This window comes from Bradyrhizobium sp. HKCCYLRH3099, assembly GCF_051167855.1.
Classification (GTDB): Bacteria; Pseudomonadota; Alphaproteobacteria; order Rhizobiales; family Xanthobacteraceae; genus Bradyrhizobium.
Map to the genome: position 1 here is coordinate 40,038 of NZ_JBNPTW010000012.1, position 25,456 is coordinate 65,493.

Below are 25,456 nucleotides of genomic sequence, written 5' to 3' on the forward strand. Positions count from 1 at the left end.
ATGTGATAGCCCTGCCCTCCAGGGGAGGGTGGCACCTGCTCAGGCCGCCGCGGCGCTCTTGGCCGGCGCTTCCGCGATGAGGGACGGCGCGACCTCCACCTCCCGGATCATCTTGCTGATCGCCTCCTGCGGCATCGGCTTGCCGAACAGGAATCCCTGCACGCTGGTGCAGCCTTCCTCGCGCAGGAAGGCGAGGTGCTGCTCGGTCTCGACGCCCTCGGCCAGCACGGGGATGTTCAGGCTGCGCCCCAGCAGCAAGGTCGCCTTGACGATCGCCGCCGCATGCACGCTGGTCTCGACCGACTGGATGAAGCTCTTGTCGACCTTGATCTTGTCGAACGGAAACACCTGCAGGGTCGACAGCGATGAATAGCCGGTGCCGAAATCGTCCATCGCGACGGTGACGCCGATCCCCTTCAGCGCCTGCATCACCTGCAGCGCGTGCTGGCGGTCGGCGATGATGCCGGTTTCCGTCAGCTCGATCTCGAGTCGCTCCGGAGCCAGGCCCGTCTGGCGCAGCACCTCGGCGACGCGCTTCGGCAGGTCGTGGTTGAGCTGCATCGGCGCGACGTTGACGGCGACCTTGAACGGCTGGCTCCAGCCCGCCGCGGTGGCGCAGGCGGTGCGCAGCACCCAGTCGCCGATGTCGACGATCAGCCCGGTCTGCTCCGCCATCGGAATGAAATCGTTCGGCGGCACGCGGCCCTTCACTGGGTGATTCCAGCGCAGCAGCGCCTCGAAGCCGATGATCTCGCCGCTCTGCGTGTCGTTCTGAACCTGGTAGTGCAGCTCGAACTCGTTGCGCACCAGCGCGCGCTTCAGATCGATCGCGAGCTCGGCGCGGCGCCGGCTGGCCTCGTCCATCGACGGTTCGTAGGTGCAGATCTTGCCTTGTCCCAGGCCTTTGGCGCGATACATCGCCAGATCCGCGCGGGTGAGCAATTCGTCCGAGCTGAGGCCGTGGTCGGGATGCAGCGCGATGCCGATGCTGCAGCCGACCGAGAGGCTGCGCTCCTCCCACTCGACCGGCGTCAGCACGAGCGCGCGCATGCGCTCGGCGAATCTGGCGGCCTCGGCGCGCGCGAAGATCTCGCTCTTGACGGCGACGAACTCGTCGCCGCCGATCCGTGCGAGGAATTCGCCGGGCTGCAAGGTCGCCGCGATGCGCTGGGCGATCGCCGTCAGCACCGCATCGCCCGCGGCGTGGCCATGCGCGTCGTTGATGTCCTTGAAACGGTCGAGATCGATCGCGAGCACGACCAGATGCGCGGTCTCGTCGCCATTGGTCAACAGCGGAGCCAGCCGCTGTCCCAGGCCGTTGCGGTTGGGCAGGCCGGTCAGCGGATCCTGCAAGGCCAGCTGCCGATAGCCTTCGACCGCCTCCTGCGCCGCCTGCATGTCGATCATGTAGGCCGACGCTGCCATCGCCATGATCAGGCCGATGCCGGTGACGATGCTGATCAGCATCACGCTGTCGGACAGTGCCTGCGCCGGCGCGTCAGCTCCCGCCATCGGCGCCAAGGTCAGCGCCGCCATGCCGGTGAAATGCAGGCTGAGAATCGCGATCACCATGGCGAGCGAGCCGCCATATTTGCAGAACCGCGTCACGGGGCGCGCGATCCGGTTGGCGGCAACGGCGCCGAACCCCATCGCCAGGACCAGCGAGAGCCAGATCGCCGGCGCATGCCAGGTCCTGATGCCGTCGAGATTGAGCGCGCTCATCCCGGTGTAGTGCATCGCGGCGATGCCGAAGCCGAACACGGCGCCGCCGATCTCGATCAGCGGCCCGTGCTGGGTGCGCGTGGTGATGAAAAAGCCGAGCCAGGAAAACACGATGGCAAGGCCGAGCGAGGCGAAGGTCAGGCCCGCTTCGAACGAGCGATTGCCCGTTGCCTCATAGCCGAGGATGGCGGCGAAATGCGTCGTCCACACCGTGCCGCCGGCGACAAGCCCGGCCAGGAACAGCAGGTGCAGCCGGCGCAGACCCGTGTTGCGCCGGACGCGCGCAAGCAGGCGCATCGAGAGGATGGAGCCGAGCACGCACACCAGCAGCGCGGCGGTGACGTAGCGCAGATCGTGGTCGGCAGGCAGGCAGGACAGGATCGTCAACATCGGCAATGAACCCTTACGCAGGCCAGCTACGAACCAGGGCGCGCCGCGTTTTGGCGCACGGGAATCGCGGTTAGCAAAGCGTCAATGCGGGCAGGAAATCTGGGCCCGCGCTGACTCATGCACGAGGTTCGGAAGCCGACGATTAAGGCGCGCGCTTCGCAGTTGGAGTTCCTCCGGGGAACCCCGGATATCGTGAGCAAATGTCCAACAGTTCACTCCATTCTGCGCAGAGCTGGAACCGGCGAACTACTTGCTCGCGACGTTGCCCGGCAGCGCATAGGCGCGGACATAGTCGCCCAGCTTGGTCCCGAACGAGCCATGGCCGCCGTCGACCGTGACGATGTACTGTCTGCCGCCCGCCTCATAGGTCATCGGCGTCGACTGTCCGCCGGCCGGCAGCCGGTCCTGCCACAGCAGCCGGCCGTCCTTGACATCGAAGGCGCGGATGTAGTCGTCCATCGTGCCGGTGAGGAACGCGACACCGCCGGCGGTCACCATCGGGCCGCCGAGCATCGGCACGCCCATCTTGAACGGCAGCGGCACCGGTGACTGGTCGCGAATGGTGCCGACGCGATGCTGCCAGACGATCTGGTTGGTCTTCAGGTCGATGGCGGCGAGGCTGCCCCAGGGCGGCGCCATGCAGGGGATGCCGAGCGGCGACAGGAAGATGCCGAGGTCGACACCATAGGGCGTGCCGTACATCGGCTGCACGCCGAACTCGGTGCCCGGCGGATGTTCCGCGTTGGGCTCTGCCGGATTGTCCTTGCCGCGCGGCACCAGCCTGGACACGAACGGGATCGACTGCGGATTGGCGATCGCGATCTTGCGCACGGGATCAATCGCGATGCCGCCCCATTCGAACATGCCGAAATCGCCAGGATAGACCAGCGTGCCCTGCTCGGAGGGCGGCGTGAACGGGCCCTCATAGCGCAGCCGCTTGAACTTGATGCGGCAGGCGAGCTGATCGAACATCGTCGCGCCCCACATCTGCGCGCCGGTGAGGTCTTTGCGCGGCCGGAAGCTGAGCTCGGAGAACGGCTGGGTCGGCGACAGATGATCGCCGGGCGCTGCGCCTTGCGGCACCGGCTTCTCCGGCGCCGGGACAAGCAAATGACCATCGCGGCGGTCGAGCACGAAGATGTTGCCGGTCTTGGCCGGCACGTAGATCGCCGGCACCACGCCGTCCTTGCCTGACATGTCGACGAGGCTCGGCTGCGACGGCATGTCCATGTCCCAGAGATCGTGATGCACGTTCTGGAACGACCAGCGCAGTTTTCCCGTGGCGATGTCGAGCGCGACAACAGCGGAATCATAGCGCTCATTGTCGGCTGAGCGGTTGCCGCCCCAGATGTCCGGCGAGCTCGAGCCGAGCGGGATGTAGACGAGGCCAAGCGCCTCGTCGGCCGCGCCGACGCTCCAGCCGTTCGGCGAGCCCGGCGTGAAATGATGCGTCGCCGACGGCATCTCGTTCGGATCGGGATTGCCGGGATCGAACGCCCACAACAGCTTCCCCGAGTAGACGTCGAAGCCGCGGATCGCGCCGGACGGCACCTTGTTGGAGTAGTTGTCGATCACCGCGCCGGCCATGATCACCACCTTGTCGGTGACCACCGGCGGCGAGGTGCCCTCGTAGAAGCCGAGCGTCTTGATCTCGTGGCCGGCCTTGAGATCGATCTGGCCGTGATCGCCAAAGCCTTCGCACGGCTTGCCGCTGTCGGCGTTGAGCGCGAACAGCCGGCCGTCATTGGTGGGCAGGAAGATACGCTTGGCGCATTCGCCCGGCGCCGCGGCGCCTGCGCTGTCGACCGCGCCGGGCTTGGTCTCGTGATAGGCGACGCCGCGGCAAGTCATGTGCTGGAAATTCTTGTGGTGCTCGATCTTCGGATCGAACGTCCAGCGCTGCTTGCCGGTGGCGGCATCGAGCGCGAACACGATCTGGTGCGGCGAGCAGGTGTAGAGCAGATCGCCGATCTTCAGCGGCGTCACCTCGTTGGTGAACTCGTCGGGATCGTCAGGTCCCTTGCGGTCGCCGGTCCGGAATTCCCACGCGAGCTGGAGGTTCTTCACGTTGTCAGGCGTGATCTGCTTCAGGCTGGAGAAGCGCGTGCCGAAATTGCTGGCGCCATAGGCGGTCCAGTCGGCTTGCGCCTCGGCCGGCGTCGCATCGGTGCCGGCCGTCGCTGCCGCCGTCTGCGGCAGCGCGCCGGTAACGCCGAAGCGGTCGCCGCGGAGCGACGCGCCGAGCACGACGATGGCGACCGCGAGCACCGCAACGAGGCCCCAGCGCGCCGAACGCATGTCGCCTGCGAGATGCGCGGTGATGAACGGCAGCAGCAGCCACACGCCGAGCGGCGCCAGCACGTCGCCGCGCGGCGCCAGCGACCAGAAGTCCAGGCCCACTTCCCAGATCGCCCAGATCATCGTGCCCAACAGCAGCGCCGCATACAGCCACAACGCCGCGGCACGCCGCTGCCACAGCAGCCACGCGGTGCCGAGCAGCGCGGCGCCCGCGACAACATAGTAGAGCGAGCCGCCGATCGCGGCGAGCCAGATGCCGCCGGCGAGCAGCGCCAGGCCCATCAGTCCGACAATGATGGCAGTGAAGGTCAGCAGCGGCGCGCGCTGCAGCTCGCGGGCGGCGGCCATGCGCGGCTCCAGGCTGATGAGGACGAAGCGCGGCAGGACGCCGCAGTCGCGTCATGAACTGCGGGGAAGAGCGGAAGTTCCCTGAGGCGCGAGCCTCTCCCCGCACGCGGGCAGAGGCCGGATTGCATCGCCAGATGCAATCCGGGTGTGCTCTCCGCACGGCCGGTGCGTGCGGCCGCCCCTCACCCCAACCCTCCCAGCGCGAGCGAAGCTCGTCGCGCCCCCGTGAAGAACGGGGAGAGTGAGCGCACCGACACCGTCGCGCGGGCATTCGTCCCTCTCTCCGTAAGCGACCCGCTCATTTCCGGTGTGCAGGACCCGCTCGGATGCCAGAGCCTCATGGTGAGGAGCGCCGCGCCCGTCAGTCAGCTGTTTTCAAAGGAGCCAGCGTGCGGCGCGTCTCGAACCATGAGGCCCGAGCGGGCCCCAACCCTCCGTCCCGTTGCCGCGCCACCCTCAGCCGCAGCCGCTCCGGTCACACGCGCTTTTGTCACGCCCCGGGCTCGGCGCGGGTTGCCGCTCCATGACGGAATTAATACGATCCGATGTCAGTCACATGAAAATTGGAGTGCCGGATGCGTGCGCAGTCGCGAGCCCTGTCGAACCCCGTCGCCCTGTGGTGGGCGATGCTGACGCTGGTCAGCCTCGCCAATATCGCGTTCTGGTTCATCCTGTATCGCCAGCTCGGCGGCGGCAGCGGCACGCTCGCCCAGTCCTCCGACACCAGCGCGATGCTGGCGCTGTCGGCGGCCTATGTGTTCGGCTGCGCCTTCCGCTCGGTGCTGCCGCGCGCCGACGTGCAGCGCATCTGCCTGGTGGACAGCTGGCTGTCGAGCGTGTTCGTCGGCCGCACCGTGGCGACCATCGCCGAGATCGCCTTCGCGGCGCAATGGGCGATCATCCTGGCGCAGCTCGGCGCCATTGCCGACGCCGACACCGCGGTCAACATGGCGCGCCTGATCGTGCCGATCATCGTCGTCGCCGAGATCTGCTCCTGGTACGCCGTCGTCACCAAGAACTTCCTCTACAACGCGATCGAGAACTCGCTGTGGGCGGTGGCCTTCCTGTTGGTGGGCATCGGGCTCGGCCGGCTGTTGCCGGAGTTCGACGGCCTGGTGCGCGGGCTCCTGATCGCTGGCCTCGTCGGCATCGCCTGCTATCTCGCCTTCCTCGTCGTGGTCGACGTGCCGATGTATGTGAAGCGCTGGCGCATCGAGCGCGCCGCCGGCAAGCCGCTGCTGCATCCGCTGGTGGGCTTGCGCGATTCCGCCACGCAGTGGACCGTCACCCACGAGTTCGAGCACTGGAAGGAAGAGATCGCCTGGATGTCGCTGTATTTCAGCGCCGCGGTCTGGGGTTCTCTGGCGCTGTGTGCGCTGTCGGCGATGAACGATCACGCGCCGCAGGCTCGCGCGCAGGCCGCAGCCGCGCCGCCCGCCATCGAGCAGCCCGCGCAGGTGCGCTGAGCCGCACGCGAGATCGGCGAGACGACAAAGAACCCGCGGTGCATGCACCGCGGGTTCTGTCTGTTTCCGGCCTCAGCCGTGCAGCGCGTAGTGATGCGCTTCGGGCATCTGCACGGCGTGGCTGAAGTCGTGTGGCACGTCATGCGCGCCACCGGCGTGGCCCATGTCGACATGCGGCGGCACGATGCCGGTGTTGCCGCCGTGGTGATCGAGGCCGTGATCGCCGTGACCGTGATCGCCGAAGCCGTCGGCGATGATCGGGTGATGCGACGAGCCGTCGCCATGCAGCGGACCGCCGAGGCCCAGACCCGTGCCATGTCCGTCATGGCTGTCGCTGGCCTGGTGGATCGCCTGCGCGATCTGGTCCCAGAAGCCGCCCTGATGACCGTGGCTGCCTTCGTGTCCACCGCCGAGCAGGTCACCGGCGAGCTTGAACAGGTCGCCGAGCGCCGCGCCGGCATTGCCGTGGCTGAGATCGCTGGCGAGCGCGCCGAGGTCGTGGCCGATCGTGCTGGCCTGGTGCCCGACCGCATGCGTCAGATCGCTGGCGGCCTCAGTGAGGCCCGACACGCCCGCGCCGACCGCGTGGCTGATGCCGTTGGCGACGCCCGAGCCGAGCGACTCGGCGGCGTGCGCGACGTCGGAGATGACGTGGCCGAGCGGTCCCCCGACCAGGTGCCCCGCGTTCGACACCGCGTCGGTGATGACGCCGAGCGCGCCGTGGCCCAGCGAGGTGCCGACGTCGAGTCCGCCCTTCACCACATCGCCCGCCAGATGGATGCCGTCGGCGCCGACATGCGCGGCGGTGTCGGCGAGCGTGCCGGCCATGCCGAGCGCGCCGTGACCGATCGCGCCGGCCGCTTCCAGCCCGGCATGTCCAAGACCGACCGCGCCATGAACGGCATCGCCCACCGTGGCGATCACGCCATGCGCGAGATCGCCGCCGACCTTCACGCCGCCATTCACGATATCGCTGCCGATATGGCCGATGTCGTGGACGACACCGCCGAGATCGCCATGAGCGAGATGGTTGAGGCCGGAGGCGACGTCGCCGACCACGTGCGCGCCGGTCTGTGCGATGTCGCCGACCACATGGCCCGCGGTCGAGACGACGTCCTGAACGCCATGAATGAGGCCGCCGCCGACCGCCGCGCCGGCATGGCCGACCGCGTTGACGACGCCGCCGACGGTGTGAATGGCTTCGCTGCCGAGATGGCCGATGCCGTGCGCGACGTCATGCACGACATGTCCGACATCACCGGCGACGTGACCCACCGTATGCGCCACGCTGTTGGCGACATCGCCGACCGTATGCGTGACCTTGCCGATGGTGTGAATGACGGAGCCGCCGAGATGCCCGACCTCATGCGCGGCGCCGCTGACCACATGCCCCACGGCATGTCCGACGTCGCTCGCCGCATGCTCCACCGTATGCACCACGCTGGAGGCGGCGTGCCCGACAGCATGGCCGACGTCCTTCACCACCGATCCCACCGCGTGTCCGATTGCGTCAAAGAGACCCATTGTTCTGCTCCCTCGGTTAGTCACCTCACCGCGGGTGACGGCCGCTTTGTCGCAGACCCCGCGCGTGCGCTCAGTGAGCGACGTCACGCAGCGGTCCGCATTGAAAATTCAGGGCTGGCAAGGGCGACTGGGATCGCTCCGGAGTGATTGGCGCATCAAGCGGTGAGAGCCCGGCTCGGTCCGAACTCCTCGTCAGGAGAGCACGCTCTTCAGGCTCCCCCCTGTGGGGGAGGGTTGGGGAGGGGGGTACCCCACCCACAGTTCGTCGTGTGGACCCCCTCCCTAGCCTTCCCCACAAGGGGGGAGGGAACGACCTCATGCGAGGAGAGAGCACAGCTCATCAGATCAGCAGCAAGCAGGCCCACCTCCAGCAGGCGAGCCGTAAAGTGTCGCGGTGCCTGCGCGCAAAATCTCATTTCACCTTTGCAATCAAGCTGATTTGGCGTGTCCAGTCCTATCAGTAAAAATATCCCGCTTCGCGATTTCGGAAAATCATGATCTTATCTGCCTCGTCCCGCCTCATCGACGAGGGGCGCTGCGCGGTCGTCACGAAGCGTGGGGTGCGGGATGTGGTGGGCGGGCCGGTTTGCAGCGTGAGCGATCGCGCCGACGAACAGATTGGTCCGCACGGTCAAGTCGCGTGGTCCTGACACCCCGATGCTGGTGTCCCGCGCAAGGCGCGAGAAGCGCGTTGTCGCGACAAGGTGGCCAGAAAGCCCGGTGCACCTGGGAGAGCGCGAAGCAGCCGTAAAGCCATCGCGCAGGGAGGGCCGGGTCGTTCCGGCTGGACCTGTGGTACCTGCCGCCTGCATTTTTTTCCGCAGGCGGGCCACGGGCCTCAGTCGAGGCCCGGCTCTCCCTGCACCCTCGGCTTCGCAAGAGGGTGAGAACGATGCATCACTCGGACGCCCAGGGCGCCGCGAGGACGATTACCCATGTCCGAGAATGAATTTGAGACTGTTCATCACAGCGCTGCGGCGTTCGCGGTGCCCACCCTCCCCTGGAGGGGGAGGGGCGCCTCACGAGGAGCGAAGCGGAACGTGAGGCGGGGTGGGGTGATCTCTCCTCTAGGACCGGTGCATGTGGAGAGATCACCCCACCCCGCTCGCCCGCTTCGCGTGCGACCGACCCTCCCCCTCCAGGGGAGGGTGGGCACCGCCGGTGCGGCCTGGTTCTGGCGGAGCAGGACGCGGCGCTCGGAACGGCGCGCCGATAACGACGGCCTACTTGAACCCGGCAAACCGGCTGTCGAACGAGTTCGACGGCAGCACGGGGGCGGCGCCGGAGACCAGGGAGGCCTGGGTCTGGGCGGGAGCCGAGGCCGTCGTTGCGGGCGCATCGCTGGCTGCCGGCTTGAACGGCGGCCGTGCGGCGGCCTGCCTCGTCTCGGCCGGCTTGGTCTCAACTGGCTTGGCGACGGCCACCGGCTTCGGCGCGGGCTTGGTCTCGGCGGTCTTGCTCTCGGCGGTCTTGCTCTCGGCAGGCTTGGTCGCCGCGGTGGTCTCGGCACCACCACCAATGCCGACCTTGCGGGCGAGGCTCGACATGAAGCTCGGCTTCTCCGGCGCGCTGACGGCGGCGACGCGCGTCGAGGGCGCCGTGACCGGCGCTTCAGTCGCGCTGGCCGGCATCGCCGCAACCTCGTTGGCCTCAGGCGCACGCGGCGGATTGACGTGACCCGGGATCGTGCCCGGCGCGGCCTGGAAGTTGGCGAGCGACAGGCCCGGCGCTTCGCCGGAATCGGACAGGCCCGTCGAGGCGCCCGGCACGCGCGAGGCAAAGATCGGATTCATGCCGCCGTCGATGCCGGTGTTGAGCTTGGCGACCGGCGTGCCCTTGGCGACCAGCTTGGCGTATTCGGCCTCGTCCGCCTGCTGCTTCTCGCGCACCGCGGTCGTGATCTCATCCGGCACGACATAGGCCGGACACTTCGCCGCGGCGTCGAACACAGGGTCACGGGTCGCGCCCGGCGGCTTCTGGGCGTTGAAGACGTATTTCTTCTCGCAGAAGTCGACCTTCGGCTCCTGCCGCGTCACCTCGAAGGCGTCATAGCCTTCCTTGATCATGCGCCAGAACGGCATGTTCGGGTTGTTGCGGTGCCTGGCCATGTTGACCGGCGTCATCTTGAACGGGAACGCCTGGAACTGGAAGGCCCGCTGGCCGCCGAAGAAGGACTCGCGGCCGAGCGCATAGATCTCGGCGATCTGCTCGTCGGTCATCGCGAAGCAGCCACGCGAGGAGCAGTCGCCATGCACCATCAGCTGCGAGCCGGTGCGGCCCAGCGCCTTGTCGAACGCGTTCGGATAGCCGGTGTTGAACGACAGATAATACGCCGACTGCGGGTTCATCTGGCCCGGATTGATCGAGTAGAAGCCTTCCGGCGCCTGGCGGTCGCCCTCGCGCACCTTCGGGCCGAGATCGCCCGACCAGCGGCAGATCGGATAGCTCTTCAACAGCGCGAATTTGCCGGAGCGGTCCTGCTTCCAGACCTCGAGCTCGGCCTCCTGCTTGAACACGCGCACCAGGATCGGCGACTGCGGATCCATGTCCTTCTCGCCCATCGCGGCGACGAGCTTGGGCGGCACCGGCTGATTGGCCTTGGCATTGGTGGCGAGCGCCATCTGATCGCTGTTACAGCCGGCCAGCAGCGCGCCGGCGGCCAACGCCGCGGAGGTCATCAGGACCCGGACGAAAGCGCGGTTGATCAAAGCAAAGCTCCCCGCAAACCCAGCATGCCGCGAACCCCACTCTCGTTTCGATCGATCGGCCGGGAAAGCTGGACAGATCCCAGGTCGACCGCGCGTCATGCCCACGTCAAACCAATGATTAAAATTGTACCCTTTGCCCCTGGGAGCCGCAACCCGCGCCACAGTGGTGCAGCGGCGCCGTGGCCCTCGTGGTCAACAAGTTCTAAACAGCAGACCGCGCCGTCAGGGCCGAAATACGGCCAAACGGCTGGAAAGACTCACAAATCCGCGAGCGGCGGATGCCGGCGGACCGGCTCAGCTCAGCTTGCGGCCGATCTCGATGAATTTCTGCCGGCGCTGCTTGCGGATGGCGTCGGCATCGAGGCCCTTCAACTCGTCGAAGGCCTGGGCGATCGCCTCGCCGGTGGCCGCGATCATCGCGGCGGGGTCGCGGTGGGCGCCGCCGACCGGCTCCTTGAGGATGGTGTCGACCACGCCGAAGCGCAGCATGTCCTGCGCGGTGATCTTCATGCTGTTGGCGGCTTCCTGCGCCTTGGTGCCGTCGCGCCAGAGGATCGAGGAGGCGGCTTCCGGCGAGATCACGCTGTAGATCGCGTGCTCCAGCATCAACACCTTGTTGGCGGTGGTCAGCGCGATGGCGCCGCCCGACATGCCCTCCCCGGTGATGATGGCGACGTTCGGCACGCCCAGCGCCAGGCAGGCGTCCGTGGAGCGGGCGATGGCCTCGGCCTGGCCGCGCTCCTCGGCGCCGATGCCTGGATAGGCGCCGGCGGAATCGACCAGCGACAGCACGGGGATGCCGAAGCGCTCGGCCATCTCCATCAGCCGGACGGCCTTGCGGTAGCCTTCCGGGCGGGCCATGCCGAAATTGTGCTTGAGGCGGGATTCGGTGGTGGCGCCCTTTTCCTGGCCCATCACGCAGATCGGCTCGCCACGGAAGCGGCCGAAGCCGCCGAGCAGCGCGGCGTCCTCGCCGAACTTGCGGTCGCCGGCGAGCGGCGTGAATTCGGTGATCAGCGCATTGACGAAGTCGGTGAAGTGCGGCCGCTGCGGGTGGCGCGCGACCATCGTCTTCTGCCACGGCGTCAGATTGGCATAGAGCTCGGCCAGCGCCTGGCCGGCCTTCTCCTCGATCCGGCCGACCTCCTCGCCGATATCGGTGCCGGAGGCGGCCATCGCCCGGAGTTCATCGACCTTGGAATCGAGCTCGGCAACGGGCTTTTCGAAATCGAGGTAGCTGCGCATGGGATCCGGCATGGAAAAGCTGAAGGAAGAGCGCTGGGAGACGAAATCGGTTCGGCCTTCGGACCTGAAGATGAGGGACTTCAGGAGCTTAAGGGTCGATCGGTGCGCCGCCCCCAGGCATCGTGCCGGGAGAACGGGCAGGATGGCGCTCTTTCGGGGCTGACGGGCGCGAAGTCAAGCGGGCGGCGCATCACGCCTCAGGATTTGGTTTGGGATTTGGTTGCGGGACGGTGTGAGGCTGGATTACGTCTCGGCCAGCGGGTGCAGGTCGCGCACCAGGCTCTTGAGCCGCTCCTCGACCACGTGGGTGTAGATCTGGGTGGTCGAGATGTCGGTGTGGCCGAGCAGGGTCTGCACGATGCGCAGGTCGGCGCCATTGTGCAGCAAATGGCTGGCGAAGGCGTGGCGCAGCACGTGCGGCGACACCAGCCGGGCCGGCAGGCCGCTCGCCACCGCGAGCTCCTTGAGGTCGCGGGCGAAGTGCTGGCGGGTCAGGTGGCCGCTCTCGCCGAACGAGGGAAACAGCCATTTGCCGAAGGTGGCGCTGGCCTTCTTCTCCGGCTTCTGCTTGTCCAGCATCGCCAGGTAGTCGGCCATCGCCTGGCGCGAGGCCTGGTTCAGCGGCACCAGCCGCTCCTTGTTGCCCTTGCCGCGCACCACGATCATGCGGGCGTCGTTGCGCGCCGCCGTGCGCGGCAGCGCCACCAGCTCCGAGACGCGCAGGCCGGTGGCGTAGAGCACCTCGAGCAGGCAGTACAGCCGGAGCGCGCGCAGCCGCTGCGACGGAGAGGCATCGGCGGATTCCGAGAGCTCCTTGGCCTTGGTCAGCATGCGGTCGACGTCGCCGATCGACAGCACCTTTGGCAGGGCGCGGCCGCGCTTCGGCCCGGACAGGATCGCGGCCGGGTCGTCGGTCCGGATACGCTCGCTCAGCAGGAAGCGGAACAGATGCCGCATCGCCGACAGCCGCCGCGCCACGCTGGACGACTTGAATCCCCGGTTGTCGAGATCGGCGAGATAGTCGCGCAGCGCCTGGGTGTCGGCCGCGGCAAAGCTGTTGCTTTTGCGGGTGAGAAATTCGGAGAGATCAGTGAGGTCGCGGCGGTAGGCATCGAGCGTGTTCGCGCCGGCGCCCTGTTCCGCGGCCATCATGTCGAGGAACAGGCTCATCAGCCGGGCGTCGGAGGCCTTGACCTTCATGTGGTGAAATCCGCTGAGACCCGGGCGATCGAATCAGGACGAAGAGCTTGCGCCGGGACGTCGAGCGGTGACGGCAAATCTGGCCGATATCGCGGCGCCGGGCCGTCTCAGACAACCGCAAAATTCTTAAACAATGCCCTGTGGCTTTTTGGTTCGTCGCAGCCGCGCCGCCTACTTCTTCTGGAACTTGTCCGGCGGAATCGACACCGTCATCTCGCGCGGCTTCGGGTTGACGAAATTCGCCAGCGCGTAGATCGCGCCATAGACCACGCCCACGATGACGGCGATCACGGTCAGGAAGCGGAACAGGCTAGGCATCAGGCTCGCGCAGACCACCGAGGAGGGAACAGTTTCATCCAACATGTTCGCACCCGGCTGGCAAGCCCGGCGGGGCCGTCCCGTCGTCTGATGACCAGTTGTCTTGCTCCGTCATTCCGGGGCGGCGCGCGCAGCGCGGCGAGCCCGGAATCCATAACCCCAGGCAGATGTCGTGGGGCGGGATGCCACCACCAGCGTGCCCCATTTCCCATCCTGTGGGTATGGATTCCGGGCTCGCGCTTCGCGCGCCCCGGAATGACGTCCGGGGTGGGCTCGACGCGGAACAGGATGCCTTTGAAAGCGGCAGGGCCTGGGTTAGAAGCGGAGGGATGACCGAGATGACCCAACCCGTACCCCACCCAGCCGCTCCGGAGGCCGCGATTGTCGCGGGTCTCGGCAAGCGACTGATCGTGCTGGTCGGGATGATGGGCGCGGGCAAATCGACCGTCGGCCGGCGGCTGGCGGCGCGGCTCGGGTTGCGCTTCGTCGATGCCGACACCGAGATCGAGACCGCCGCCAGCATGACCATACCGGAGATCTTCGAATCCCGCGGCGAGGACTATTTCCGCAATGGCGAGGCCCGGGTGATCGCCCGCCTGCTCGAAAGCGGGCCGGCCGTGCTGGCGACCGGCGGCGGGGCCTTCATGCGCGAGGAGACGCGCCAGCGCATCCACGACAAGGCCGTCTCGGTCTGGCTCAAGGCGGATGCCGACGTGATCATGCGCCGGGTCCGGCGCCGCGCCGACCGGCCGCTGCTGCAGACCGCCGACCCTGACGGCACCGTCGCGCGGCTGCTGACCGAGCGCGAGCCGGTCTATCAGACCGCCGACATCACGATCTGCTCGCGCGACGTGCCGCATGACCGGGTGGTCGAGGATTGCCTGGAGGCGCTGCAGGCGTTCCTGTCGCCCGCGCCGGTCGCCGACACCGAGGGGCAGCCGGACGGGCCGCAACCCGATCCGATTCAGTCCGACCCTCCGCAGGCCATGAGCGCACTCCGATGACGGCACCCCTCAAACATTCCGATCCGATCATCGTCGACGTCGCGCTCGGCGACCGCGCCTATGACATCGTCATTGGCCGCGGCGTGCTGGCCACGCTCGGTCAGCGCATCGCGGCGCTGCGGCCGGGCGTGCGCACCGCCATCGTCACCGATCGCACCGTGGCGGCGCACTGGCTGAAGCCGGCCGAGGCGATCCTGGCGGAGGCCGGCATCCCCACCTCGACCATCGTCGTCGAGGAGGGCGAGGGCTCCAAGACCTATGCCGGCCTGGAAAAGGTGAGCGAGGCGCTGATCGCCGCGAAGATCGAACGCAACGATCTGGTCATCGCGCTCGGCGGCGGCGTGGTCGGCGATCTCGCCGGCTTTGCGGCCGCGATCCTGCGCCGTGGCGTCGATTTCGTGCAAGTGCCGACCTCGCTGCTGGCGCAGGTCGATTCCTCCGTCGGCGGCAAGACCGGAATCAATTCGCCGCAGGGCAAGAACCTGCTCGGCGCCTTCCACCAGCCGGTGCTGGTGATCGCCGACACGGCGGTGCTCGACACCTTGTCGCCGCGCCAGTTCCGCGCCGGCTATGCCGAGGTCGCCAAATATGGCCTGCTCGGCGACGCCAGCTTTTTCGCCTGGCTCGAGGCCAACCACGCCGACATCGTCAAGGGCGGCGCGGCGCGCGAGCATGCGGTCGCGACCTCCTGCCGCGCCAAGGCCGCGATCGTCGCCCGCGACGAGCGCGAGACCGGCGACCGCGCGCTGCTCAATCTTGGCCACACCTTCGGCCATGCGCTGGAGGCGATCACCGGCTTCTCCGACCGGCTGTTCCACGGCGAGGGCGTGTCGGTCGGCATGGTGCTGGCGGCGCAGTTCTCCGCCGAGCTCGGCCTGCTGCCGCCGGACGACGTCGTGAGGATCGAGCGTCACCTTGCCGCGGTCGGCCTGCCGACCCATCTGCAGGACATCGCCGGCTTCGCCCAGGAGGGCGTCGGCGACGCCGACCGGCTTTTGGCCTTGATGGCGCAGGACAAGAAGGTCAAGCGCGGCAAGCTCACCTTCATCCTGATGGAGGCGATCGGCCGCGCTGTCATCGCGAAGGACGTCGACCCCGCACTGGTCCGCGACTTCCTGCAGGCCAAATTGCAGAGCCGCGGCTGAGCGCGCGCTTTACGCCGCGTTGAGCAGTGGCGGCGCATCATCGGCGGCTTCCATCGAGAGCGACATCGGCGTCATGGACTGGTTCACACTTTCCGTTGTCATCCTCCTCCTCGCGGGCTCCGCTTTCTTCGCGCTGAGCGAGACCGCGCTGACCGGCGCCTCCCGCGCCTCGATGCTGCGGCTGTCGAAGCAGGGCAATCGCGAGGCCGACGTGGTGTCGAGCCTGTTCGACATGCGCGAACGCCTGATCGGCGCGCTGCTGCTCGGCAACAACATCGCCAATATCGGCGCCTCGGCACTGGCGACCGGCATCTTCACCGCCTGGTTCGGCGAGGTCGGCGTGCTCTACGCGACCGGCGTGATGACGGCGCTGGTCGTGATCTTCGCCGAAGTGCTGCCGAAGACGATCGCGATCAACGCGCCGGATCGCGTGTCGCTTGCGGTGGCCCGGCCGATGCGCGCGACCGTGATCGTGCTCGGTCCGGTGCTCGCCGTCATCGAGGCGATCGTGCGCGGGCTGATGCGGCTGATCGGCTTCAAGGTTGGCGCCAATCAGCCGATCCTGTCGCCGACCGAACGTCTGCGCGGCGCCGTCGATCTTTTGCATCACGAAGGCAAGGTCGAGAAGCAGGACCGCGACATGCTCGGCGGCCTGCTCGATCTGCGCGAGCTGCAGGTGTCGGACGTCATGGTTCACCGCACCGAGATGGTGATGGTGAATGCCGACCTGCCGCAGGAGGAGCTGGTGCGCGAGGTGCTGGCGACCGAGTACACCCGCATTCCGCTGTGGCGTGACACGCCGGAGAACATCATCGGCGTGCTGCATGCGAAGGATCTGCTGCGCGCGATCCGCTCGGCCGAAGGCGACGTGTCGCACATCGACGTCGCGTCACTCGCGCTGCCGCCCTGGTTCGTTCCCGAGATGCGCTCGGTGTCGGAACAGCTGAAGGCGTTCCGCCGCCGCAAGACGCATTTCGCACTGGTCGTCGACGAGTATGGCGAAGTCGAAGGCATCGTCACGCTCGAGGACATTCTGGAAGAAATCGTCGGCGATATCTCCGACGAGCAGGATGTGCAGGTCGCTGGCGTGCGCGTGCAGCCGGATGGATCTGTCGTCGTCGATGGCTCGGTGCCGATCCGCGATCTCAATCGCGCGATGGACTGGACCTTGCCTGATGAAGAGGCAACGACGGTGGCCGGTCTGGTCATTCACGAGGCGCGCTCGATCCCGGAGCGCGGCCAGAGCTTCACGTTCCACGGCTTCCGCTTTCGCGTGCTGCGGCGGGAGCGCAATCGCATCACCGCGCTGCGCATCGTGCCGGTGCCCCGTGGAGAAACGGAGGAGACACGGCCGCGCCGGGCCGGTACGGCGTTCTAATTGGTTGACGTTGCCGGGATCAGGCTTCGCCGGGCGCCTTCGCATGCAGCGCGAGCGCATGCACGGAGCCGGCAAGTTCCTCGGCCAATGCGGCGTTGATCAGGCGGTGGCGATCGACGCGGCTCTTGCCGGCGAAGGCCTGCGACACAATATACACGCGGAAATGGGTCTCACCGCTCTCGCGGTGTCCCATGTGGCCTGCATGCAGATGTGATTCGTCCTGCACATCGAGGCTTTCCGGAGCGAAAGCTTCGCGCAACTTTTCGATGATAGCATCCTGGGTCCGCATGGTCTCTGGAAATACGCATCAAATTATTTTTCGTCAATCGGCGGTCCCCGCCTGAGGTATTCGCAATGTCAAGACTTGAAGCTTTTCGCGTTGCGTAGTCAAAGTCCGCCATGCCGATCGATTCAAACAAATTCTTCGACTCCATCCGCATCAAGCCCAAGAAGGCGGCTTCGCGGCAGCCGGTGCGCGAGGAGGCTCAGCCCTGCCAATGGCCGGACTGCACGAACCGCGGCTCGCACCGCGCGCCCAAAGGGCGCGAGAACCAGCGCGAGTATTGGCACTTCTGTCTCGACCACGTGCGCGAGTACAACCAGTCCTATAATTTCTTCTCCGGCATGAACGCCGATGCCGTGGCGCGCTATCAGAAGGATGCGCTGACGGGACATCGGCCGACCTGGAAGATGGGCGCCAACACCGCGGGCAAGCGCGGCAAGGGCAATGCCGAGAGCGATCTCGGCGATGCATCGGATCCGTTCAGCGTGTTCGCGGAGATCAACGGCCGCGCCGGATGGCGGCCGGGTGCGCAGTCCGCGCCGCCGAAGACGGAGACGCGCAAGGTGTTCAACGCCGAGCGCAAGGCGCTGCAGGTGATGGGCCTCGGTCCCGACGCCACGCTCGAGGACGTCAAGGTCAAGTACAAGGCGCTGGTGAAGCAGCACCATCCCGACGCCAATGGCGGCGACCGCTCCACCGAGGATCGCCTGATCGAGATCATCAAGGCCTACAACTACCTGAAGACGGTGGTGAAGGGCTGACACGCGGCAGCGAGGCTGCCGCGCGTCGTATTTGAGATATCAGGGCTTGGGCCCGATATAGGCCGAGCTCGGCCGGATCAACCGCCCCGTCCGCTGCTGCTCCCTCGCATGCGCGGTCCAGCCCGCGGCGCGCGCCACCGCGAAGATCGGCGTGAACGCCTGGCGCGGAATCTTCAGCGCATCGAGCAGGATGGCGGTGAAGAACTCGACATTGGTATCGAGCGCCCGCTCCGGATTCTTGCGCCGCAGCGCCTGCCGGATATAGGCCTCGACCTCGCTCGCGAACGGCAGGTCCGCCCCGCTCCCTGCCAGCCGCTCGATCGCGGCCTTCAAGACATCAGCCCGCGGATCCCGCACCCGGTAGATCCGATGCCCAAACCCCATCAGCCGCTCCCCGCGCGATAACGCCGCATCGACCCACGGCTTGATGTTCTCCCGCGTCCCGATCGCGTTCAGCATCTCCAGCACCGGCTCCGGCGCCCCGCCGTGTAATGGTCCGGTGAGGGCGCAGTAGCCGGCGGTGATCGCGGCGAACAGGTCGGCCTGGGTGGAGGCGACGACACGGGCGGCGAAGGTCGAGGCGTTCATGCCGTGATCGCTGACCGTCACGAGATAGGTGTCGAGCGCGGCCACCTCGCCATTGGAAGGCGTATCGCCGCGGACCATGCGCAGGGTGTCGGCAGCGTGGCTGAGGTCGGGATTCGGTGCGATCGGCCGCGCCCCTCGCGCGCGCTGAACCAGGGCGCCGGCGATCACCGGGCCGGCACCGACGATCGTCGCCTCGTCGTCGAGGCCGGCCTCGGGGCGCAGCGCTGCGATAGCGGCGCGGTAGCCGTCGATGATCGACAGGCCGGAGGTCGCGGCGAGCAGCTCCGGCAGCCGCGCGAAGGCGCGCTGGCGAGCCTGACCGAGGCTGGTACGGACGTCGGCCTCACCAAGGCTGCGCTTGGTCGCCGCGCTCCAGAGCCGGGCGGTCACCCCCTCGAAGCCGTTGGCGGCGGCGAGGTCGGCCACCCGGCTACCGGCGATGATCAGCTCGCCCTGCTGGCCGTCGACATGGCTGAGCACGGTCTCCGCGGCGGGGACGCCGTCGAGGCCGATGGGGGACTTCGAGAGCTGGATGGTCATGGCGGGATCTCCTGCGTGAATGGTCACGCGGGGAAGATTCGCCCGGTCGACAGATTGATCAATCTTGATTAAGCTGATCAATATGAAAAAAGACAGTGGCCTTTACCTATCGGCCCGCGAGGCCTCCGCCGAGCTCGCGATCACGCCGGCCACGCTCTATGCCTATGTCAGCCGAGGGCTGGTCCGCTCCGAACCGTCGCCGGATTCGCGCAGCAACCGCTATCGTGCCGAGGACATCCGGGCGCTGAAGGAGCGCCGCGCCCCGGTGCCCGAGCCGCGCGCGTTCCGCAGCTTCGACGCCGACCTGCCGGTGTTCGACTCCGCCGTGTCGACGATCACCGAGGCCGGTCCGATCTACCGCGGGGTGAACTGCGTCGAACTGGCGGAGCGGGATTCGCTGGAGCATGCGGCGACCCTGCTGTGGGACGTCACGGCACTCGATCCGTTTGCGTCCGACAACATGCCGCACATCTCGGACGAGATGCGCCTGATTGCCGAGGCGGCGCGGCGCGCAGCGCCGATCGACCGCGCCATTGCCGTGCTGGCGCTGGCCACACATGCGGATCCAGCCGCGTTTAATCGCGCGCCAGACGGCCGCGCCCTGGTCGGCGCGCGCATCGTTCGGCTGGTGGTCGCGACCATGCTGAATGCGCCGCCTTCTGCCGAGCCTCTGCATGTTCAGGTCGCGAAGGCCTGGGCGCCCGAGCACAAGCATGCGCCCGACCTGATCCGGCGAACCCTTGTGCTACTGGCCGATCACGAGCTGAACGCATCGACCTTCACTGTCCGCTGCGCGGCCTCGACCGGCCTGAGCCTCTACGATGCCGTGATCGCCGGCCTCGCCGCGCTCAAGGGACCGCAGCATGGCGGCGCGGGCGTGCTGGCCTCGCAATTGGTGAAGACCCTCATCGATCGCGACGTCGCGCCATTGATCCGCGAGCGGGTGGCGCTGGGCGAGCGCTTCGCCGGCTTCGGCCATGGCGTCTACAAGCGCGGCGATCCGCGCGCGATCTCACTGCTGGAAGCTCTGACCCGCGCCGGCGCGCCGCGCAAATTCACGCGCGAGGTGCCCGAGCGGATTGCGGAAGCCACCGGAGAGTTCGTCAATATCGACTATGCGCTCGCCGTACTGGTGCACAGCCTGCGGCTGCCGGCCGGCAGCGAGCTGGCGCTATTTGCCATGGCGCGCTGCGTCGGCTGGATTGCGCATGCCTGCGAGCAGCTGCAGTTCGGCCGGCTGATCCGGCCGCGGGCGCGCTATACCGGACCCATCCCAGGACGCGCCGCGACCTTGGAGACGCTTTAGCGAAGCAGACTCATTCCGCCGTCCCCGCCGCCAGCTGAGTCTCGCGACGCTTGCGTACCATCCGCAGCACCAGCCAGACCACGATCGTGCCGGCGACGGCCGCGAGGATCCAGGTCGACTTGGCGATATGGCTGTGATGCGGAATGCCGCCATAGCGGTGGAGCAGTTGCACGGCGAACACGCCGGGCAGCACATGGGCGCAGGCCCACAGCACGATGGCCGGGATGTTCACGGCATAGAACCGCGCCGGCGGAATGTCGAGCGCGCCCGCCGTGATTGGCACGACGGCGCGGATCGGTGCCACGAACCTCGCAAAGAAGATCGCGAGCGTGCCGAAGCGGTGGAAGAACGCCTCACTCTGCGCCACCAGGCGTGGATAGTTCGAGAACGGCCAGGCCGTCAGGATCTCCCGCTGCTGGCGATGGCCGACCCAGAACGCGCTGCCGTCGCCGATCACGGCGCCAAGGATCGCGGCCGCCAGCACCCATTGCAGCGTCAGCTCGCCGCCCGGGATCAGTGCGCTCAGCGCCAGGATGATCGTCGTGCCCGGCACCACCGAGCCCACGATCGGAACCGCCTCCAGCAGCGCCGCCAGGAACAGAGTGAGATAGGCCAATCCCGCATGGGCGGAGACGAAGGCGATCAAGGGGTCGAGGAGATGGGCCACACGGATCCTGCGCGGTATGACGGAGACATGACGAACCCTTCGATAAGTAGGAACCCTACCCCCGAGTGCCACGTCAGAATGCTTCAGCGTGCCGTTCGCGGCCAAAAGGTGGCGTGATACGCAGGGCAGCCTTCCAAAAACGTCGGCCCATGCCTATCTCGATGATATAACGACGGAACTTTGATCAAGGCTTAGGCTTCTGCCCGCGCGTGCTCTCTGCTAGGCTGGCGTTCGAAGCCCTTCAACCGCAGCCAAACCATGAAATCTGGTTTCGGGATTGCCCGGGACCTCGGAGGATGAATGACGACCGCCGCTACGACCAATGCGCAGGAGATGACCGGTGTGCCCGACATGAAGGTGTCGGTGCGGCAGGTGTTCGGGATCGACAGCGACCTTGAGGTGCCGGCCTTTTCCGCGACCGACCCGCACGTCCCGGAGGTCGATGCCGACTACCGTTTCGACCGCGCGACCACGCTCGCGATCCTGGCCGGCTTCGCCAAGAACCGCCGCGTCATGGTGACCGGCTACCACGGCACCGGCAAATCGACCCATATCGAGCAGGTCGCCGCCCGCCTGAACTGGCCGTGCGTGCGCGTCAACCTCGACAGCCACATCAGCCGTATCGACCTCGTCGGCAAGGATGCGATCGTCGTCAAGGACGGCAAGCAGGTCACCGAGTTCCGCGACGGCATCCTGCCCTGGGCGCTGCAGCACAACGTCGCGCTGGTGTTCGACGAATACGACGCCGGCCGTCCGGACGTGATGTTCGTGATCCAGCGCGTGCTCGAAGTCTCGGGCCGGCTGACGCTGCTCGACCAGAACAAGGTCATCAAGCCGCATCCGGCGTTCCGTCTGTTCGCGACCGCCAACACCATCGGCCTCGGCGACACCTCGGGCCTCTATCACGGCACGCAGCAGATCAACCAAGGCCAGATGGACCGCTGGTCGATCGTCACGACGCTGAACTATCTGGCGCATGACGAGGAGGTCGAGATCGTGCTGGCGAAGGCCAAGCACTATCAGAACGCGCAGGGCCGCGACACCGTCAACAAGATGGTGCGGCTTGCGGACCTCACCCGCAACGCGTTCGCCAATGGCGATCTATCGACGGTGATGAGCCCGCGCACGGTGATCACCTGGGCGGAAAACTCCGAGATCTTCGGCGACATCGGCTTCGCGTTCCGCGTGACCTTCCTCAACAAGTGCGACGAGCTCGAGCGTCCGCTGGTCGCGGAATTCTATCAGCGCTGCTTCAATGCCGAGCTGCCGGAATCCGCCGTCAACGTTGCGCTGAGCTGATTGAAGGCGTCGTCCCGGCCTCGCGCCGGGACCCATACGCCGTGACGTTTCGGCGATGCGCCGGAGTTGGCGTCGACACGATGAGATGACCGCCGGTGGCTATGGGTCCCGGCGTTCGCCGGGACGACAGGCCGCAGGGACAAGATGACCACATCCAACAGCAAACTCCGTCCCGGTACCAAGGAAGCGCCGACCGAGCCGTTCAAGCGCTCGGTGACGGGGTGCTTGCGGGCGATCGCGCGATCGCCCGAGCTTGAAGTCTCGTTCGCGGCCGAGCGGCCAGGGCTGGCGCCGGGCAAGGCGCGGCTGCCGGAGCCGGCGCGCAAGATGACCAAGCGCGACGCAGCGGTCGTCCGCGGGCACGCGGATTCGATCGCGCTGAAGATCGCCTGTCACGATCCGAAGATTCACCGCAAGCTGATCCCCGGCAATCCGCAGGCCCGCGGCGTGTTCGAGGCGGTCGAGCAGGCGCGCGTCGAGGCAATCGGCGCCAAGCGCATGGCCGGCGTCGCCAAGAATCTCACGGCGATGCTCGACGATCATTTCCATCGCGGCAAGTATGACGAGATCACCGACCGCGCCGATGCGCCGTTGTCGGATGCACTCGCCATGATGGTGCGTGAGCGGCTGACCGGCATGGCGCCGCCGAACGCGGCGCGCAAGGTGGTCGATCTCTGGCGGCCGTTCCTGGAGGACCGGATCGGCTCGCAGCTCGATGAGCTCGGCCGCTTCACCGAGGACCAGGCCAAGTTCGGCGATCTCGTCCACGACCTGCTGTCGGCGCTCGATCTCGGAGACGAGCGCAATGCCGATTCGGAAGAGGACGAGGACAACGACGACAACCGCGACGGCGACAACGACCAGTCCGGCGCCGAAGGCTCGCCGGAGTCTGATGCGGCCCAGGAGATGAGTGCCGACCAGGCGCAGACGACCTCCGACGAGATGTCGGAGAGCGCGATGGAGGCCGCGCAGGCGTCCGCCTCCGACACGCTCGACGACGGCGAACTCGGCGACGACGAGACGCCGGGCGAGGCGACGCGCCCGAACCGCAACGGCGCCAACGAGCCGCGTGGACCGGAATATCATGCCTTCGCGCCGAAATTCGACGAGATCATCGCCGCCGAGGACCTGTGCGACCATGACGAGCTGGAGCGGTTGCGCTCTTATCTCGACAAGCAGCTCGCGCATCTCCAAGGCATCGTGGCGCGTCTCGCCAACCGGCTGCAGCGCCGGCTGATGGCGCAGCAGAACCGCGCCTGGGAGTTCGATCTCGAAGAGGGCATCCTCGATCCGGCGCGGCTGTCGCGCGTCGTGATCGATCCCTATCAGCCGCTGTCGTTCATGCGTGAGAAGGAAGCGACCTTCCGCGACACCGTCGTGACGCTGCTGCTCGACAATTCCGGCTCGATGCGCGGCCGGCCGATTACGGTCGCCGCGACCTGCGCCGACATTCTCGCCCGCACGCTCGAGCGTTGCGGCGTCAAGGTCGAGATTCTCGGCTTCACGACGCGGGCCTGGAAGGGCGGGCAGTCGCGCGAGGCGTGGCTTGCCGCCGGCAAGCCGGCCAATCCTGGCCGCCTCAATGATCTCCGCCACATCATCTACAAGGCCGCCGACGCGCCCTGGCGCCGCGCGCGGAAGAATCTTGGCCTGATGATGCGCGAGGGCCTCCTGAAGGAGAACATCGACGGCGAGGCGCTCGACTGGGCGCACAAGCGCCTGCTCGGCCGGCCCGAGCAGCGCAAGATCCTGATGATGATCTCGGACGGTGCGCCGGTGGACGACTCCACGCTGTCGGTTAACCCCGGCAACTATCTCGAACGGCACCTGCGCCACATCATCGAGGAGATCGAGACCCGCTCGCCGGTCGAGCTGATCGCGATCGGCATCGGCCACGACGTGACGCGCTATTACCGCCGCGCGGTGACGATTGTCGACGCCGAGGAGCTCGGCGGCGCCATCACCGAGAAGCTCGCCGAACTGTTCACCGAGACACACGCGGCGCCACAGCAGCCCGCGCGCGCACCGAAGCGCAAGCTGCATTGATCCGCCGGCCGAGCGCCGGACGCGTCCCTCCTCCCGTCGGGAGGAGGTGGGGGAGGGGGCCCCGCTGACAATGCCGCTGCAGGCGATCTCCGACCGCAGGCGCTTCCTGGCGCTGACTCTCGGCGGAGTGTCGGCACTCGCATGGTCCGGCGGTGCGCTTGCACAGTCGGCGCCACCGCCGGTGCGCCGCCGCGCCGCTATCGACGAGCATTCCGTCACAACGGCCACCAAGATCGAGGTCAAGGCGCGGCCGCTGCCGTCATTCGATCTGCGCGACCGCACCCATCTGCGCTTCGGCATGCTGCACTATCGCAGCGGCGTCGCGCTGACCTCATCCTATCCGGGCTTCGGCGGGCTCTCCGGCCTCCGGCTCGATGCCAAGGGCGAGCGTTTCCTCGCGATCAGCGACAAGGGCGGCTGGTTCACCGGCCGCATCGTCTACTCCGGGCGTGAGATCGCGGGGCTCGCCGATGTCGAGGCGGCGCCACTGCTTGGACCTGACGGACGCCCGATCACGGATCGCGGGTGGTACGATTCCGAGTCGCTCGCCCGTGATGGCGACGTCGTCTATGTCGGCCTCGAACGCGTCAACCAGCTGTTGCGCTATGATTTCGCCAAGGGCGGTGTCGGCGCGCGGGGCGAGATCATTCCGCTGCCGCCGGCGGCCAAGCGCCTGCCCAACAACAAGGGGCTCGAAGCGCTGGTCGTCGTGCCAAAGGGATTGCCGCTTGCCGGCACCATCATCGCGATCTCCGAGCGCGGCCTCGATGCCAACGGCAACCTGCTGGCGTTCCTGATCGGCGGCTCGTCTCCGGGACCGTTCAGCATCGTCCGCAGCAATGATTTCGATGTCAGCGACGCCGTGCTGCTGCCGTCCGGCGATCTGCTGGTGCTGGAGCGAAAATTCTCGTTGTTCAATGGGGTCGGCATCCGCATCCGCCGCCTGTCGCTGGCGCAGATCGCGCCGGGCGCGCTGGTTGATGGCCCCGCGATCTTCTCAGCCGATCTCGGCCAGGAGATCGACAATCTCGAAGGCATCGATGCGCATGTCACGCCGGACGGCGAAACCGTGCTGACCCTGGTGTCGGACGACAATTTCTCGATGATCCAGCGTACCCTGCTGCTGCAGTTCACATTGCTGGAATGAACCGTACCGCATTGCGGCGGACGCGTTGACCGCGCTCGCGCCATCGCGGACACTCGTTGATGAGATCACCCGA

The 25,456-nt window shown here is 67.2% G+C and carries 19 protein-coding genes; 9 read left to right on the top strand and 10 right to left on the bottom strand.

All coding sequences use genetic code 11. From position 1 onward, the window contains the following. Positions 1 to 39 precede the first annotated feature (39 nt). Together ACQR1Y_RS21805 and ACQR1Y_RS21810 are read right to left on the bottom strand one after the other, a co-directional pair. Positions 40 to 2,112 carry a putative bifunctional diguanylate cyclase/phosphodiesterase gene (locus ACQR1Y_RS21805; RefSeq protein ID WP_434878070.1) on the bottom strand — a complete coding sequence of 691 codons (2,073 nt, stop codon included), beginning with the start codon at positions 2,110 to 2,112 and terminating at the stop codon, positions 40 to 42. Positions 2,113 to 2,358: 246 nt separating this feature from the next. Then, entirely contained in the window at positions 2,359 to 4,758 is a 2,400-nt protein-coding gene (locus ACQR1Y_RS21810; RefSeq protein ID WP_434878069.1) for a glucose/quinate/shikimate family membrane-bound PQQ-dependent dehydrogenase, read from the bottom strand. Between the two features lie 575 nt (positions 4,759 to 5,333). Between ACQR1Y_RS21810 and ACQR1Y_RS21815 the strand changes: the two genes are divergently transcribed. After that, complete coding sequence (locus ACQR1Y_RS21815) at positions 5,334 to 6,224, top strand: hypothetical protein (RefSeq protein ID WP_434878068.1); 891 nt, start codon at positions 5,334 to 5,336, stop codon at positions 6,222 to 6,224. Positions 6,225 to 6,296: 72 nt separating this feature from the next. Here ACQR1Y_RS21815 and ACQR1Y_RS21820 read toward each other — a convergent pair whose 3' ends face one another. From ACQR1Y_RS21820 to ACQR1Y_RS21840, 5 genes are all read right to left on the bottom strand, one after another. Beyond that, positions 6,297 to 7,748 carry a hypothetical protein gene (locus tag ACQR1Y_RS21820; protein ID WP_434878067.1) on the bottom strand — a complete coding sequence of 484 codons (1,452 nt, stop codon included), beginning with the start codon at positions 7,746 to 7,748 and terminating at the stop codon, positions 6,297 to 6,299. 1,223 nt (positions 7,749 to 8,971) lie between these two features. Beyond that, positions 8,972 to 10,456, bottom strand: a complete 1,485-nt coding sequence (locus tag ACQR1Y_RS21825; RefSeq protein WP_434878066.1) for a L,D-transpeptidase family protein — start codon at positions 10,454 to 10,456, stop codon at positions 8,972 to 8,974. A gap of 294 nt (positions 10,457 to 10,750) precedes the next feature. Next, the gene (locus ACQR1Y_RS21830) at positions 10,751 to 11,713 is read right to left on the bottom strand and encodes an acetyl-CoA carboxylase carboxyltransferase subunit alpha (RefSeq protein ID WP_434878065.1); all 963 of its coding nucleotides are present in this window, start codon (positions 11,711 to 11,713) and stop codon (positions 10,751 to 10,753) included. A gap of 231 nt (positions 11,714 to 11,944) precedes the next feature. Beyond that, entirely contained in the window at positions 11,945 to 12,901 is a 957-nt protein-coding gene (xerD, locus tag ACQR1Y_RS21835; RefSeq protein WP_434878064.1) for a site-specific tyrosine recombinase XerD, read from the bottom strand. Between the two features lie 171 nt (positions 12,902 to 13,072). Beyond that, a complete protein-coding gene (locus tag ACQR1Y_RS21840) occupies positions 13,073 to 13,219 on the bottom strand; it encodes a hypothetical protein (RefSeq protein ID WP_008966351.1) in 147 nt (48 codons plus the stop codon). Between the two features lie 329 nt (positions 13,220 to 13,548). On the opposite strand from ACQR1Y_RS21840, the gene ACQR1Y_RS21845 reads away from it, so the two are divergent. The 3 genes from ACQR1Y_RS21845 to ACQR1Y_RS21855 all read left to right on the top strand — a co-directional run bounded on the left by ACQR1Y_RS21845 (position 13,549) and on the right by ACQR1Y_RS21855 (position 16,746). Then, positions 13,549 to 14,223 (top strand): shikimate kinase, encoded by a 675-nt coding sequence (locus tag ACQR1Y_RS21845; protein ID WP_434878063.1) that lies wholly within the window; start codon positions 13,549 to 13,551, stop codon positions 14,221 to 14,223. After that, complete coding sequence (aroB, locus tag ACQR1Y_RS21850) at positions 14,220 to 15,368, top strand: 3-dehydroquinate synthase (RefSeq protein ID WP_434878062.1); 1,149 nt, start codon at positions 14,220 to 14,222, stop codon at positions 15,366 to 15,368. The genes ACQR1Y_RS21845 and aroB overlap by 4 nt, the downstream gene beginning before the upstream one ends. A 73-nt stretch (positions 15,369 to 15,441) precedes the next feature. Next, positions 15,442 to 16,746 (top strand): HlyC/CorC family transporter, encoded by a 1,305-nt coding sequence (locus ACQR1Y_RS21855; protein ID WP_434878061.1) that lies wholly within the window; start codon positions 15,442 to 15,444, stop codon positions 16,744 to 16,746. Positions 16,747 to 16,765: 19 nt separating this feature from the next. Here the strand turns inward: ACQR1Y_RS21855 and ACQR1Y_RS21860 are convergent, their stop codons facing one another. After that, entirely contained in the window at positions 16,766 to 17,035 is a 270-nt protein-coding gene (locus ACQR1Y_RS21860; protein WP_434878060.1) for a BolA family protein, read from the bottom strand. A 110-nt stretch (positions 17,036 to 17,145) separates the two neighbouring features. Here ACQR1Y_RS21860 and ACQR1Y_RS21865 point away from each other — a divergent pair, with 110 nt between their 5' ends. Next, positions 17,146 to 17,790 carry a J domain-containing protein gene (locus ACQR1Y_RS21865; protein WP_434861994.1) on the top strand — a complete coding sequence of 215 codons (645 nt, stop codon included), beginning with the start codon at positions 17,146 to 17,148 and terminating at the stop codon, positions 17,788 to 17,790. A gap of 39 nt (positions 17,791 to 17,829) precedes the next feature. Here the strand turns inward: ACQR1Y_RS21865 and ACQR1Y_RS21870 are convergent, their stop codons facing one another. Continuing rightward, positions 17,830 to 18,918 (bottom strand): citrate synthase/methylcitrate synthase, encoded by a 1,089-nt coding sequence (locus ACQR1Y_RS21870; RefSeq protein WP_434878059.1) that lies wholly within the window; start codon positions 18,916 to 18,918, stop codon positions 17,830 to 17,832. An 82-nt stretch (positions 18,919 to 19,000) separates the two neighbouring features. On the opposite strand from ACQR1Y_RS21870, the gene ACQR1Y_RS21875 reads away from it, so the two are divergent. After that, positions 19,001 to 20,224, top strand: a complete 1,224-nt coding sequence (locus tag ACQR1Y_RS21875) for a citrate/2-methylcitrate synthase (RefSeq protein WP_434878058.1) — start codon at positions 19,001 to 19,003, stop codon at positions 20,222 to 20,224. Positions 20,225 to 20,234: 10 nt separating this feature from the next. Here ACQR1Y_RS21875 and ACQR1Y_RS21880 read toward each other — a convergent pair whose 3' ends face one another. Then, positions 20,235 to 20,891, bottom strand: coding sequence for a DedA family protein (locus ACQR1Y_RS21880; RefSeq protein ID WP_434878057.1), 657 nt, complete (start codon positions 20,889 to 20,891; stop codon positions 20,235 to 20,237). Positions 20,892 to 21,191: 300 nt separating this feature from the next. On the opposite strand from ACQR1Y_RS21880, the gene cobS reads away from it, so the two are divergent. The 3 genes from cobS to ACQR1Y_RS21895 all read left to right on the top strand — a co-directional run bounded on the left by cobS (position 21,192) and on the right by ACQR1Y_RS21895 (position 25,383). Then, positions 21,192 to 22,190 carry a cobaltochelatase subunit CobS gene (cobS, locus tag ACQR1Y_RS21885; protein WP_035647724.1) on the top strand — a complete coding sequence of 333 codons (999 nt, stop codon included), beginning with the start codon at positions 21,192 to 21,194 and terminating at the stop codon, positions 22,188 to 22,190. Positions 22,191 to 22,334: 144 nt separating this feature from the next. After that, the gene (gene cobT, locus ACQR1Y_RS21890) at positions 22,335 to 24,236 is read left to right on the top strand and encodes a cobaltochelatase subunit CobT (RefSeq protein WP_434878056.1); all 1,902 of its coding nucleotides are present in this window, start codon (positions 22,335 to 22,337) and stop codon (positions 24,234 to 24,236) included. 70 nt (positions 24,237 to 24,306) lie between these two features. Continuing rightward, positions 24,307 to 25,383 (top strand): esterase-like activity of phytase family protein, encoded by a 1,077-nt coding sequence (locus ACQR1Y_RS21895; protein WP_434878055.1) that lies wholly within the window; start codon positions 24,307 to 24,309, stop codon positions 25,381 to 25,383. Positions 25,384 to 25,456: the final 73 nt, after the last annotated feature.